This window comes from Pseudoalteromonas sp. MEBiC 03485, assembly GCF_004195145.1.
Taxonomy (GTDB): Bacteria; Pseudomonadota; Gammaproteobacteria; order Enterobacterales; family Alteromonadaceae; genus Pseudoalteromonas; species Pseudoalteromonas apostichopi.
Window position 1 is genome coordinate 92,972 of sequence record NZ_SGBT01000001.1, and the last position, 14,288, is coordinate 107,259.

The 14,288-nt window shown below is 42.5% G+C and carries 9 protein-coding genes; 6 read left to right on the forward strand and 3 right to left on the reverse strand.

Going from position 1 to position 14,288, the window contains the following annotated elements; genetic code table 11:
- The first annotated feature begins 155 nt into the window (after positions 1-155).
- The 4 genes from EVU92_RS00425 to EVU92_RS00440 all read left to right on the forward strand — a co-directional run bounded on the left by EVU92_RS00425 (position 156) and on the right by EVU92_RS00440 (position 6,492).
- On the forward strand, positions 156-3,104 hold the full coding sequence (locus tag EVU92_RS00425; protein WP_240701293.1) for a TonB-dependent receptor: 2,949 nt from the start codon (positions 156-158) through the stop codon (positions 3,102-3,104).
- A gap of 90 nt (positions 3,105-3,194) precedes the next feature.
- Positions 3,195-4,736, forward strand: a complete 1,542-nt coding sequence (locus EVU92_RS00430) for a tryptophan halogenase family protein (protein ID WP_130049583.1) — start codon at positions 3,195-3,197, stop codon at positions 4,734-4,736.
- Positions 4,737-4,756: 20 nt separating this feature from the next.
- Positions 4,757-5,482 carry a SapC family protein gene (locus EVU92_RS00435; protein ID WP_130049584.1) on the forward strand — a complete coding sequence of 242 codons (726 nt, stop codon included), beginning with the start codon at positions 4,757-4,759 and terminating at the stop codon, positions 5,480-5,482.
- Positions 5,482-6,492, forward strand: a complete 1,011-nt coding sequence (locus EVU92_RS00440; RefSeq protein WP_168989992.1) for a cupin-like domain-containing protein — start codon at positions 5,482-5,484, stop codon at positions 6,490-6,492. Before EVU92_RS00435 ends, EVU92_RS00440 begins: the two co-directional genes overlap by 1 nt.
- 65 nt (positions 6,493-6,557) lie before the next feature.
- Here the strand turns inward: EVU92_RS00440 and EVU92_RS00445 are convergent, their stop codons facing one another.
- The 3 genes from EVU92_RS00445 to EVU92_RS00455 are packed head-to-tail and all read right to left on the reverse strand — an operon-like array spanning position 6,558 to position 11,368.
- Positions 6,558-7,583 carry a glycoside hydrolase family 16 protein gene (locus tag EVU92_RS00445; RefSeq protein ID WP_130049586.1) on the reverse strand — a complete coding sequence of 342 codons (1,026 nt, stop codon included), beginning with the start codon at positions 7,581-7,583 and terminating at the stop codon, positions 6,558-6,560.
- Entirely contained in the window at positions 7,574-10,090 is a 2,517-nt protein-coding gene (locus EVU92_RS00450) for an exo 1,3/1,4-beta-D-glucan glucohydrolase (protein ID WP_130049587.1), read from the reverse strand. Before EVU92_RS00450 ends, EVU92_RS00445 begins: the two co-directional genes overlap by 10 nt.
- A 9-nt stretch (positions 10,091-10,099) precedes the next feature.
- Positions 10,100-11,368 carry a sugar MFS transporter gene (locus EVU92_RS00455; RefSeq protein ID WP_130049588.1) on the reverse strand — a complete coding sequence of 423 codons (1,269 nt, stop codon included), beginning with the start codon at positions 11,366-11,368 and terminating at the stop codon, positions 10,100-10,102.
- A 230-nt stretch (positions 11,369-11,598) separates the two neighbouring features.
- Between EVU92_RS00455 and EVU92_RS00460 the strand changes: the two genes are divergently transcribed.
- Together EVU92_RS00460 and EVU92_RS00465 are read left to right on the forward strand one after the other, a co-directional pair.
- The gene (locus tag EVU92_RS00460) at positions 11,599-12,927 is read left to right on the forward strand and encodes a GH1 family beta-glucosidase (protein ID WP_130049589.1); all 1,329 of its coding nucleotides are present in this window, start codon (positions 11,599-11,601) and stop codon (positions 12,925-12,927) included.
- 24 nt (positions 12,928-12,951) lie between these two features.
- Positions 12,952-14,283 (forward strand): glycoside-pentoside-hexuronide (GPH):cation symporter, encoded by a 1,332-nt coding sequence (locus EVU92_RS00465; protein WP_130049590.1) that lies wholly within the window; start codon positions 12,952-12,954, stop codon positions 14,281-14,283.
- The last annotated feature ends 5 nt before the right edge of the window (positions 14,284-14,288 follow it).

The window sequence follows — 14,288 nt, forward strand, 5'->3', positions numbered from 1 at the left end:
TCGTTATTTATATTGACGATTGTTTTACTTTCCAATAACGTAATGTAAGCGGTTACATTTATAAAATCGGGTTCGGCGATTTTTTTTGGAAAAAAATGTAAGCGCTTACAAAAAATAGACGACAACATTATTTAAAACCAAATCTGGAGATTTGCATGAACCACACACTTTTCAAGAAAAAGCAGCTTGCTATTAGCCTGTCTATGGCAATGGGTCTAAGCGCGCTAGTTCCTCACTCAGCTGTCGCCGAAGAACAGCCCGACAAAGCGAGTGATATTGAAGTAATACAAGTATCCGGTATTCGCGGAAGTCTTGTAAAATCAATGGATATCAAACGTCAATCTGCAGGTGTTGTTGATGCAATTACTTCAGAAGATATTGGTAAATTCCCAGATACCAACTTAGCTGAATCTTTACAACGTATTACCGGTGTGTCTATTGACCGAAGTAACGGTGAAGGTAGCAAAATTACAGTTCGTGGTTTTGGTCCTGAATTTAACTTAGTAACGCTTAACAATCGTCAAATGCCAACAACCGGTGGTCGTTCATTTGATTTTGGTGATATCGCAACTGAAAGTGTGAGTGGTGTTGAAGTATACAAAACAGCTCGCTCTGATATCCCTAGCGGTGGTATTGGTGCAACCGTTAATATCACCACTGCAAAACCTCTCTCTAATCCTGGCCTACACGCATCGATTGGCGCAAAAGCCGTTCACGATACATCAAACGAAACAGGTAGCGATGTAACACCTGAACTTTCAGGTATTTACAGCAACACATTCAACGATGACAAATTTGGTATCTTAATTTCAGGTTCAGTGCAAGAGCGTGATAACCGTGAACAATCAATGGCGGTTGATAACTGGATCCCAAATGTTGATATTTCATCATCTCCTGATTTAGCTGTCACAGATAACAACCAACGCGCTGATGGTGCTACTTGGTATCCGCAGAATGCTGGTTACGCGTTTTCTGACAATTCACGTAAACGTACCAATGGCCAACTTGTGCTGCAATATGCACCTAATGACCGTATTACAGCGACAGTCGATTACACGTATTCAAAGCTTGAGTTTGAAAAAGATGGTCGTAGCTTTGGTGTTTGGTTCAATAATGGCGGTAACGTAAGTGCTGCAACTATCAATGAAAACGGTACTTACACTCAAGTAACTGAGATTGGTGGTGACTACTCTACAAACTTAAATCGTGGCGCGACAACCAACGAAAATAAATCGCTTGGTTTAAACATTGATTGGCAAGTAACAGACAACTTAAACATTGAGTTTGATGCACACAACTCATCGGCAGAAAGTGCCGGTGTTGGTATTGGCCATGATGCATTTATGATCATCGGTAACACCTCATGTTCATGGTGTGAAAACCCAACCGTCAATATCGACGAAAAAATGGCTGACTTCAGCAAAGGCGAAATTCCGCTAATCGATATGACCTTAACTAATGGCCAAGCAGAAATTTTACCTAGCGACATGGGGACGCTTTTCGCCGGTGTAAACAAAGACACTAACACGAATGACCTTGACCAATATCAACTAAAAGGTACTTGGTATAATGAGGACAGCGGTGCTCTTTCGAGCATTAACTTTGGTATGTCACACACTAAAATCGACTTCCGCACCACGACTGCTTATTCAGGTCAGCTAGCTGCTGGTTGGTGGTTAAACTCTGCTGATTGGTACGATGACAGCATGTTCACTCGAGTAGATAGCTCTGGTTTACTTGACGGTTTCTCTGGCGGTGGTAGCGATAAGTTATTAAATTACTATTATGATGCTGATTTTGATGACATCGTTGCGATTGCAGAAAGCATTGACTGTGATCACCCAGATGGCGGCATTGGTGCATGTAGCTGGCCTGCTGATGTAAATGGTATGGTGCAATCAGGTCCAATCGATGACGATCACCGTGTCAGCGAAGAAACAACAGCCGTATACGCACAAGCTAACTTCGAAACAGAGTTCAACGGTATGCCAGTGAACATCACTGCGGGTTTACGTTACGAATCAACGGATGTTACAGCAAACAGCTTAGAGCGCCCTGCTGTTGCAATGGAGTGGGTTAACGGTAACGAGTGGTCATACATTTACGCTGATGAGCGCTCTTTCTCAAATGGTGAAGGTAGCAGCAAAGAGTTTTTACCTAGCATCGATATGAACATCGAAGTAGTTGAAGACGTCATCGCTCGTTTCTCTTACAGCCGAAGCCTTGCTCGCCCTCCAGTTGGCGCGCTTCGTTCAACAACGTCATTTTTAGGTAACCCTAAAGTTGGTCAACGAAAAGTTGCTGTAGGTAACCCAAACTTAAAACCTTATACCGCTGACAATATCGACCTATCACTTGAGTACTACTACGGTGAAGGCAGCTATGTATCAGCAGGTTACTACCGTAAGCAAGTTGATAACTTCTTAGTTAATATTACAACTGAAGAAACGATCGACGGCATTACTGACCCATTCATTGGTGATCGTGCAGAGCAAGCTCGTGAAGATTTAGCAGCAGCAGGTGAGCAACCATCTGACCAAGCAATTCACGATAAGATCAACGAAAACCAAGGTACAGAAGAAGGCACGCCTATCGTTGGTAACGATACAGATCCACTCGCAAGCTTCTTCATTTCGCGTGATAACAACGTTGAAACAGCAAATCTATGGGGCTGGGAACTGGCAGCTCAACATATGTTTGGTGATTCAGGTTTTGGTATTACAGCCAACGCGACTTTCGTATTTGGTGATGTTGAAGCTGACCGAGATGCAATCGGCTATCAATTTGCTTTACCTGGTTTAAGTGATTCAGCTAACTTCTCAGCAATTTATGATTTAGACGGTTTATCAGCACGTATTTCTTATAACTGGCGTGATGAGTTCTTAACAGGCTTTGACCAACATGCTTCACCTATCTTTACTGAGTCTTACGGCCAGTGGGATATCAATGTGAACTACGCAGTTAATGAAAAACTAACGGTGTTTGTTGAAGGTCTAAATCTTACAGATGAAACGCAACGTACCTACGTTCGTTACTCAGAGCAGCTGTTACGTGCAAACCAATACGGTGCGCGCTATAACATCGGCTTCCGCTACTCGTTCTAGCATTTTGTTGTCAAAAAAGCCGCTCAACAGCGGCTTTTTTTTTCGCAATTATGCTAGTTTGTCTATATAGCATTTTAGGTAGCCTTGAACATGCAACAGAATGAAGTAAAAAAAGTCGTCATTTTAGGTGGGGGTACTGCGGGTTGGTTATCTGCAGGCTTAATTGCTGCCCAACCCCACTTAACTCACAACGCACACATTACACTAATTGAATCGCCAGATATTGCCACTATAGGTGTTGGTGAAGGTACTTGGCCAACCATGCGACAAACCTTAAAAACCATCGGCATTAGCGAAAGTGAATTTATTCAACGCTGTGATGCGTCTTTTAAACAGGGTTCACGCTTTGATAGCTGGTGCGACGATGAAGGCGACGCACATTATTATCACCCATTCAGCTTACCGGTGGCTTATCAGCAATTAAATATTGCACCTTACTGGTTTGCCAACAAAGATGCCGTGAGTTTTAGTCACGCAGTGGCAAGCCAAACCTACTTGTGCGATCACCATAAAGCGCCGAAAAACCACTTACATAGCGCCTATCAAGGTGAAGCAAACTATGGCTATCATTTAGATGCTGGTAAGTTTGCCATGCTGCTGCAACAGCACTGCACTACAAAACTAAAAGTTGAGCATATCGTCAGCCATGTTGAAAGCATCAATAGTGATGAGGATGGCTATATTAGTTCATTACAAACACACGATCATGGCGCTATCACGGGTGATATATTTATTGATTGCTCTGGCACCCACGCAAAGCTGTTACATCAGCATTACGGTATCGAACTAATCGAGCAACAAGATGTGCTATTTAACGACCGAGCAGTTGCCGTTCAGGTACCTTATTTAAACCCGCAACAAGAGATTCTTTCTTATACCAAAGCCACTGCTCAAGATGCGGGTTGGATTTGGGATATTGGCCTACAAAGCCGCCGTGGTCTTGGTATGGTGTACTCAAGCCGCTTTGCCAGTAGCGAAGATGCGAAACATGCACTTAGCCAATACATTGCAAAAACCCAGCCTGGCACAGAACAAAGTGAATTGACATTTCGTGAAATCAGTTTTAACCCCGGCTATAGACGCCGTTTTTGGTATAAAAACTGTTTAGCTATTGGTATGTCTGCAGGCTTTATTGAACCACTTGAAGCCTCAGCGTTAGTCATGGTGGAACTTGGTCTTAATAATTTACTTGCCAATTTCCCCACTCATCGTGCTGCAATGCCGACACTGGCAAAGCGTTTTGATGAGCAATGCCATTATCGCTGGCAACGTATCATTGAGTTTTTAAAGCTGCATTATGTGCTGTCAAAGCGCACTAGCCCCTATTGGCAAGCTCATAAAGAGGCAAACTCAATCCCTGCGCAGCTGCAAGAAAACTTAGCACTTTGGCAATATCAAAGCCCGTGGCTAAACGACTTTGACCGCACTCAAGAGGTCTTCTCTGCGGCCAGTTACCAGTATGTACTTTATGGTATGAAACAACTACCACAATTCCCTGTACTTGCAATGCCAACGGCTATTATTGAGCACTTTAGTGCTAACCAACAACAAGCCAAACGCGGATTACAACAACTACCAACTAACCGTGAGCTGTTAAATCATATTCAGCAATTTGGCATACAACCTATTTAATCTCAGCATTAGGAGGCCCAATGGCCAATCATGTATTACTTGATAACATCAGCCATAAAGACCTAAAAGTCATCACCACACGCGGTGCTAACTGGGGCGATAATATTAGCTGCGCTACCGTATTTCCAAGTGAATTTGCTAAAGTCCAAGCAAATCAACCTATCGTATTTCGTAAGCACCCTCAAACAGGTCAATTCGAAGCCTTAGCTTTATTTGGTTTTGAAAATGGCGAGAACTTACTGCTAAACGAACAAGGTGAATTACAGCTGAGTTACTTACCACTGAGTATGCAGCGCCAGCCATTTTTAATTGGTCAACAAACTCAGTATAACAATGGCATTCCTGAGCAATCACTGGTGGTACATATTGATTTAGATAGCCCACGCATAAGCACACGCGATGGCGAAGCAATTTTTCTTGAACATGGTGGTAATAGCGATTATTTAAACCATATTGCTCAAGTACTTAACGCGTTACATCAAGAACATCAAACAATTAACCACTTTTTTGAGCGTTTGCTTAGCGTTAATTTAATCGAATCTTTCAGTATTGAATATGCGGATAAAAATGGCGAAAAAGTCACAGTGAACGGCTTTTATACCATTAACCAACAGGTACTACATGATTTAACCGCTGAGCAACTTAAGCAGTTACAACAGCAAGGTGACTTGCAGGCTATTTATATGGTGTTGGCATCAATGGAAAAAATCCCTCATTTGCTTAATAGAAAATGGGCTCAGCAGTAATGTTTGCGGCTGCGCCAATAAAAGAATGCCAGGCTTCAAGCATTGCTGATCTTAAATCTTTTTTAGCTGAGCTTACTGAACCACTGGTAATAAGAGATCTCTGTGCTGATTGGCCCCAAGTAATTGCAGCTAAACAAGGCTCTAAAAGCGCTTTAGACTATCTTTTAGGTCTTGCCAATAATGCTCCGGTGCGAAGCTTTAGTAGCGAGGCAATTCATCATGGTCGGTATTTTTATAACGCTGATTTATCGGGGCTTAATTTTTCACAGCACGCCGATAGTCTTCAGGCTGTATTGCAAAAACTAGCATTAAAACTGTCGCAAACCGATAATGATTCGTTGTATATGGGTTCCACTGCAGTAGAGTATTGCGCTCCGGGCTTTAGCTTTGAGAACCCATTAATAGTGACCGATTATAATTGCCTTACAAGCCTCTGGGTGGGGAATCATAGCCAGATTGCGGCTCACTATGACAATGCCGATAACCTAGCTTGTGTTGCAGCTGGTGAACGCACTTTTACTCTAATGCCAACCGATCAGGTCAATAACCTTTACGTTGGCCCGCTGGAGTTTACACCTGCTGGACAAGCAATTAGCTTAGTTGATTTTAGTAACCCAGATTTGAGCCGTTTTCCACGTTTTAAAGAGGCTCTTTCAAAGGCTCAATCAGCTACCCTTACCCCTGGCGATGCTATCTATATACCTGCTCTATGGTGGCATCAGGTTAGCGCGACCAGTCCATTTAATGTATTAGTAAACTATTGGTGGCGACAAGCCCCAGAGTATTTGGCAAACCCATTTGATGCCATGCTGCACAGTATGTTGGCGATTAAAGACTTACCAAACGAGCACAAGCAGAAATGGCAGCAACTATTTAATCATTATGTCTTTGCTGATGATGTGGATTTAGCAAGCCATGTAGCTGAGCCTGTACAAGGGATATTAGCAGATATCGACGAAATAACAGCGAGAAGATTAAGACAGCTATTACTACAAAAGCTCAACCGATAGAATGAACCAAAAGCCAGCTGATACAACGAGTTCGGCGATGTATCTGCAGGCTTTTGGCTCATAATTTACTTACCCTTTATTTGTACTGCAGATGGCTGTGTAGTTGCACAACCAATGCCTGTTTCAATATTTTTACTACATTGAAAAACACGTACATAATCGACCAGCATTTGCTTAGGGTAACCCGCAAAATCAACGCCTTTGTCATTCACATTTGCAGGCCAGTTTCCGCCTACAGCAAAGTTAAGGAGTAAGTGAAAACGCTGATCAAATGGAGCAAACCCCTTATTTTCTATAAACGAGCCGTCTTGTTGTTGTGATGTTGAATACCAATGGTCGTGGTGAAATGTCGCATAATGAACATCATCAACATACCAACGAATTTCATCTTGTTGCCATTCAAGGGCATAAACATGAAAATTATCAGCCGGGTTATCTGCTTCGTTGAAACGATAAGGCGTACCACTGTAGACATTTTCTGGCGCAGGACCACCGTAATGCAAAGTGCCGTGTACGCGTGTCTCAAGGCTACCTGCTGGCGCTGTTTTGTCATCAGTAAGGGTCTTTAGATTCACCGCTTCCATGATGTCTATTTCGCCTGAAGATGCCCAGCGGCCATAATGCCAATCAGTAGGTAACATCCAAATCGCAGGCCACGCCCCTTGTCCTGCAGGCAATTTAGCGCGAATTTCAAAACGGCCATATCGCCAATCAGCTAAGTTTTTAGTACGTAAACGTGCAGAAGTAAAAGGCTGTGTTGCCACCTTTTCTCGCTCAGCATCGCTGCTTACTTCATCGCGATTATGTAAAGGCCCAGTGTATTGCTCTTGCCGAGCAACAATATGCAATAAGCCATTTTTGACAAAACTGTTTTCACTTCGTGCGGTGTAGCATTGCTGCTCATCATTACCGCCACCTCGACAATTGACTTCATGTTGCCACTTAGCCAAATCAAGAGTATTTTGTGAAAATTCATCTTGCCAAACTAACTGCCATCCATCACCTAAGCTAGCTTTGACAGGCTCAGCAGTTTGCTGACAGGCGCTAAGTACACCTGTTAGCAAAATAACGACATATGGTTTTACTGACATGAGACTGAAGAGTCCTGCGTGTGTGAGCTACTTAATGATAATTTAGCAATTGATACTTGCCATGCACCTTCAGTAGCTAACTGCCACGGTGAGAACACTTGCCCAAGCTGCACACCTTGTTCAGCAAAGCAGCTCAAATCAACGGTTAGCGTCTGCCAATCACTTGTACCTTTAACTTGTTTGCTAATATCAAATTGACCGTCACAGTTTTCACCACACTGCATACCTAGCATTAACGGCGCATCAGCAGCTTGATCTACTTTAATTTGCATTTCTAACTGACCAGCTTTTTCAACGTATGAGCGCAGATCCGACGGGAACGCCGCCATTAAGCGAACAGCAGCTGCTTCCTTACCATTAAAGCTAATTGCGCGCGCATCTTCTTGCACGTCTTTATCAAAGGTTTTTACGCTAACAGCATTTAATGCTGCACGGCTGCTGGTCATAGCTTGCAGCTCAGAACCACTTTGCAACTGTAGTGACCATGGTGCTTTTACGGCACGTTCAAATAATACTAAGTCTTCTAATTTAGCAGAAACTTGTGATTTTTCGCTCAGGTCATCCGCTAATGTATTTTTATCTTGATAAGTTAAACCAAAGCCATAAGGCAGTAGTGGCGCATAATCTTTATCACCACGATTTTGGTTACCTACAGGATTATTTGGCCATGAAAAAGATAACTTACCTTTAAAGTCATGATTGATAGAGCCATCTTGCTTTTTAAAGATAACATCGCTAATTGCATCACCTTCGCTACCAGGTAACCAAGTTGCAACAAACGCATCACTAGCATTAAGCTCAGCATTCACCCACATTGGGCGACCACTAATAAATAGTGACACCACAGGAATACCCGCATCTTTTAACTTTTTAAGAAGTGCTAAATCAGTTTTATTACCGCGTTGATATTCAAGGTTATCTAAATCACCATTGCCTTCTGCATACGGCTGCTCACCAAATACTACAATCGCAACATCTGGCTTAATCTCAAAGGCACCATTTTCATCGTATTGAACTTGCCCACCGGCTTGCTCAACGGTTGCTTTAATGCCATCAAAAATAGAGCTACCACCCGGGAAGTCACTATTTTCATTGCCTGTGCCTTGCCATGTAATCGTCCAGCCACCAGACTGCATGCCAATGTTATCAGCACCCTGACCTGCAACTAATACATTTGTATTTGGTAATAGAGGTAATAACGCTTGCTTATTTTTCAAAAGCACCAATGATTCACGTACCGCTTGTTTTGCAATTGCACGATGCTCAGCACTGCCAATAATCTCTGTTTTACCAGAAAGCGGACGCTTAGCTGGGCTTGGTTTATCAAACAAACCAGCGCGCATTTTTACACGTAAGATACGCGTTACCGCATCATCAATTCGGCTTTGCGCAATTTCACCACTTTTCACTTGCTTGATAAGGTTTTCGTATAGTGGTTTCCATGCATCTGTCGGAACCATATACACATCAAGGCCCGCATTTGCGGCTTGTGCACAATTGCCATTAGTACACCCCGGAATTTGACCGTGGCCGTTCCAGTCACCGACAACAAAACCGTCAAAGCCCATTTTGCCTTTTAACACGTCGGTAAGTAGATATTTGCTGCCGTGAATTTTTTCACCATTCCAGCTGTTAAATGACGCCATCACGGTTTGTGCACCCGCACCTAAGCCACCAACATAACCTTGCGCATGAATATCAAATAACTCTTGCTCTGATGCCGTGTTATTACCTTGGTCATCACCACCTTCGGTACCGCCATCGCCTAAAAAGTGTTTAACAGTGCTAATTACGCGCTTATCAGATAAGAAATCGTCATCAACCGCGCCTTGCAAACCTCTAACGATAGCTGCTGAGTAAGATTTAACAATTTCAGGGTCTTCAGAGTAGCCCTCGTAAGTTCGACCCCAGCGGTCATCACGCACAACAGCCACAGTTGGCGCGAACACCCAGTCGATACCAGTTACCATCACTTCTTGCGCTGTAGCAGCTGCAATTTTTTCGATTAGCTCAGGGTTATTTGTCGCACCCAAGCCAATGTTATGTGGGAATAATGTCGCACCAATAACGTTGTTATGACCATGTACTGCATCGGTGCCCCACATGGTAGGTATAGAGCTACCATCGAGCGAGTCATCTATAGAGGCTTGATACATTTTCTCAGCAAGGTCAATCCAGTCAGCGGCGCTGGCATGTTTGTCATTATTAGGGAATGCTCCACCACCATTAAGATAAGAACCAAAGCCATATTTACGCATATCTTCAACGGTAATATCGCGAATTTCTGGCTGGATCATTTGAGCAATTTTTTGCTCTAGGGTCATATTTGTGAGTATTTTCGCAATTTTTGCTTCCATCTCTGGATTTGCTGCAATACCTGTTTCGATGTTTGGCCAAATTTCTTGCTCAGCGTTCACGTTTGTAACCTTGTCTTGCCCACTACAACCTAGCATGCTGACGCTTGCCATCATTAACGAACAGAGAGTGAATGTTTTTTTCAATTTCATTTTTTTCACCTATGATGATTGCTGAGTCTGAGTCGATACTTTTGAGCCAACCAGCGCAAAGTAAGTAATGTATAAGTAACATGCAATTGGTAAAAATAGCGCCATTTGCACACCAATAGAATCCGCTAAAATACCTTGTAATAGAGGAATAATTGCACCACCCACAATCGCTAAACATAAAATGCCTGAGCCTTTAGAGGTGTATTTACCAAGACCATGTAGCGCTAGGCTGAAAATCGTTGGGAACATAATCGAATTGCATAGACCCACGAGTAAAATTGCCCACATAGCAAGGCTTCCCTCACCCGTCATGGCAATCACAACAAGCATTACGGCAAGTAAGCCATGACATGCTAATACCTTACCTGCATTAAATTTTTGCATTACAGCCGCACCAATAAAGCGACCAACCATGGCTCCTGCGAAATAATAACTAATATAATGAGCGGCCTCTTTTTCTGCTAAACCCGCAATATTATCAAGGGTCAAAAAGCCCACTAAGAAGCTACCAATTGCCACTTCTGCGCCCACATACACAAAGATACCTACGGCGCCTAAAATTAAATGGCGATAACGCCAAACACTGCCTAAATCAACAAAGTCTTCTAAATCTTGATGAGCCGCTTCACTGTCACTTTCTTTACCTAGTTTTGGTAGCTTTAAAAATGCGAAGATAACGGCAAGTATTAATAAGCTTAACGACAACATTAAATAAGGTAGCTTCACTTCTTCTGCCGTGGCTTGGCTAATTTCAGATAGAATCAACCAACCACCAAAAATTGGCGCAACCGTCGTTCCTAATGAGTTAAATGCTTGTGTCATAGTCAAACGTGAAGAGGCTGTCTTTTGCGGACCAAGTACGCTTACGTAAGGATTTGCAGATACTTGTAAAATAGTGATACCTGATGCCAGTACAAACAAGGCCAGTAAAAATAGCTCATAAACATGGGCAACAGCGGCAGGGTAAAATAGTGCACAACCAACGGATGCAACCACCAAACCCACAACAATACCAAGCTGATAGCCAATTCGACTGACCAACTTACCTGCCGGAATTGACATCACAAAATACGCACCAAAGAAGCAAAATTGGATGAGCATAGCCTGCGTATAGTTAAGTGAAAACATACCTTTTAAGTAAGGGATTAATATGTCATTTAGACAAGTTATAAATCCCCACATAAAAAATAATGTGGTCAATGATGCCAGTGCGAAGTGTTGCTTTGGCATATCTGCTTGGCTTGAAGCAGCCGAAACAGGAGTTGATACATGAGCCATAATTTTCTTCTCTAGTTAATTATATTTATCAGTTTGTTACAGCAAAATTTGGTACTTAATCACTAACAACAAATAGCGAAATATGTTGCAACATTAAATGTAAGCGCTTACATTTATAACATATTAATCATATTTAGCAATTTATTTGCAGAAAAATTGTAAGCGCTTACAGCCGAGTCTAAACTCTAATCAGCTAAGTCTTACACTAACCCGAAGGACGCGTATCAACTGTGCATAAATCAATTTCACTGTTACCTGATTCACCTTTACTCAAACCCGAGTTCACTTTCGGTGTTGCAACAGCCTCATTTCAGATTGAAGGTGCACGCGAGCAACGCCTCGATTGTATCTGGGATACATTTTGTGAAAAGCCTGGAACCATCGCAGACCAAAGTCATGGTAATGTAGCTTGTGACCATGTTGCTCGTTGGCAGCAAGATGTCGAGATGATTGTAGACTTGAGCGTAGATGCTTACCGCTTATCTATTTCGTGGCCTAGAGTCATGCTTCAAGATGGCTCGGTAAACGAGCAGGGAATGGCGTTTTATGTTCAGTTATTAACAGCTTTAAAAGCACGTAATATTAAAACCTATGTTACTTTATATCACTGGGATTTACCCCAATACCTTGAAGATAATGGTGGCTGGTTAAATCGTGAAACGGCCTATAAATTCAAAGAATATGCCGAACTTGTAACTCGCCATTTGGGTCACCTGATTGATTCATTTGCAACCTTGAACGAGCCTTTTTGCAGTGCCTATTTGGGTTATGAGGTGGGTGTACATGCACCTGGTATTAAATCACAACAGGCAGGTCGTCAAGCAGCTCATCACTTATTGCTTGCTCATGGCCTTGCCATGCAAGTATTACGTAAAAACTGCCCAGAAACAGAAGCGGGTATCGTATTAAACTTCAGCCCGACCTACCCTTTAACAGCCGATGATATAAAAGCCGCAGAACTTGCTGATCAGTACCATAATCAATGGTATATCAAAGCTGTTTTAGAAGGCGCTTACCCATCTTTATTTAATGATTTAGCTGATGAAGTTAAGCCCACTATTGTTGCTGGCGATATGGCGATAATTAGCCAAGCCGTCGACTTTATTGGCGTTAACTACTATACCCGCATACACTACAAAAATACCGCTGATGGCTGGTTTGAAGAAGCAAGCCTTGCGGGTGTACGTGTTACAGATATGGGCTGGGAAGTTTACCCACAAGGTTTAACTGAGCTTTTGGTATCACTGCATCAGCAATATGATTTGCCAAAAATGTATATCACTGAGAATGGCGCAGCCATGGCCGACACGTTAGAAAACGGTGAAGTGAACGACATTGAACGTGTAGATTATTATCATACCCACTTAAATGCGGTTTGTGATGCAATTCGCCAAGGCGTCGATATTCAAGGCTACTTTGCGTGGAGCTTAATGGACAACTTTGAATGGGCGTATGGCTACGAAAAGCGCTTTGGATTAGTTTATATTGATTATCAAAACCAACAACGCATTTTAAAAGAAAGCGCAAAACAATATCGCACACTACTTAAACAGCGATAAAAATAACAACAATCGAGAACACACATGCTGACTAAAAGAGAAAAAATAGCCTACGGATTAGGCGACACAGCAAGTAATATCATCTTTCAAACGGTGATGTTATTTTTAACTTTTTTCTATACTGATATCTTTGGTATTTCACCCGCTATTGTTGGCACCTTGTTTTTAGTGGTAAGAGTCGTTGATGCAATTACTGACCCATTGATGGGGGCTTTAACTGATTCAACCCGTACTAAGTGGGGAAGTTATCGTCCCTACTTACTCTGGCTTGCCCTACCATTCGGGGTGATCAGTATGATCACCTTCACCACGCCAAACCTACCTGAGTCAGGTAAAGTAATATACGCTTTTGTTACTTACACTTTACTGATGCTGGTTTATACCGCTATTAATATTCCTTACTCAGCGTTAGGGGGAGTATTAAGTGGCGACCCTAAAGAGCGAGTATCTATTCAGTCTTATCGATTTGTATTTGGCATGCTCGGCGGCTTAATTGTCAGTGCCTGTACTTTGCCTTTAGTCAACTGGCTTGGAAAAGGTGACAACGCCACAGGCTATCAACTCACTATGGCCTTGATGAGTGGCTTAGGCGTCATTCTATTTTTAATTTGTTTTCGCTTTACCAAAGAACGCGTTGCGGCTCATAACAGCTCATCATTAAGCTGGAAAAACCGCATGAGCACGCTTTGGCAAAATGGCCCGTTTAAGGTGTTGTGCTTTGCTGCATTTATGCTGTTAACCAGTATGGTATTACGTACAACCCTTGCCATTTACTATGTAAAATATGTACTTGGTGAAGCCGAGCTAGTCACTTATTTTGTTACCATCGGTATGATAGGTAACATTCTTGGTTGTGCTTGTGCGAACCCACTGAGTAAACGAGTTGATAAGAAAACCGCCTATATTCGTTTGCAATATATCTCTGCAGCAATTAGTTGCGTGGCATTTTGGTTGCCTGGCGAGCAGCTGATACTTGCCTTTGTGGTGTACTTTTTATGGTGTTTTTTCACGCAAATGGCGACCCCTTTATTGTGGGCAAAAATGGCTGACACCATAGATTATGGGCAATGGAAAACTGGTGAAAGACTGACAGGCCTTGTTTACGCGAGCGTAGTATTTTTTATTAAGCTTGGTCTTGCCCTTGGTGGTGCAATTGCAGGTTGGTTACTCGCATTTTATGGCTATGAAGCAAATACCGAACTGAGTGAGCAGACACTTTCGGGTATCTTAATTTCATTTACCCTTTACCCTGCAATAGGTAGTATGCTTGTCGCTTTTATCATGAAAAGGTATATTCTTGATAATCAAACAGTTGAGCAGATCAGTGCCGACTTATCGTTAAAGCAGCATCCATAACTTTG

What these genes read in the sequence shown, in the direction of transcription:
- EVU92_RS00455 (WP_130049588.1), bottom strand. Translation starts at nt 11,368, where the DNA reads ATGGCTCATGTATCAACTCCTGTTTCGGCTGCTTCAAGCCAAGCAGAT.
- EVU92_RS00440 (WP_168989992.1), top strand. Translation starts at nt 5,482, where the DNA reads ATGTTTGCGGCTGCGCCAATAAAAGAATGCCAGGCTTCAAGCATTGCT.
- EVU92_RS00435 (WP_130049584.1), top strand. Translation starts at nt 4,757, where the DNA reads ATGGCCAATCATGTATTACTTGATAACATCAGCCATAAAGACCTAAAA.
- EVU92_RS00465 (WP_130049590.1), top strand. Translation starts at nt 12,952, where the DNA reads ATGCTGACTAAAAGAGAAAAAATAGCCTACGGATTAGGCGACACAGCA.
- EVU92_RS00450 (WP_130049587.1), bottom strand. Translation starts at nt 10,090, where the DNA reads ATGAAATTGAAAAAAACATTCACTCTCTGTTCGTTAATGATGGCAAGC.
- EVU92_RS00425 (WP_240701293.1), top strand. Translation starts at nt 156, where the DNA reads ATGAACCACACACTTTTCAAGAAAAAGCAGCTTGCTATTAGCCTGTCT.
- EVU92_RS00445 (WP_130049586.1), bottom strand. Translation starts at nt 7,583, where the DNA reads ATGTCAGTAAAACCATATGTCGTTATTTTGCTAACAGGTGTACTTAGC.
- EVU92_RS00430 (WP_130049583.1), top strand. Translation starts at nt 3,195, where the DNA reads ATGCAACAGAATGAAGTAAAAAAAGTCGTCATTTTAGGTGGGGGTACT.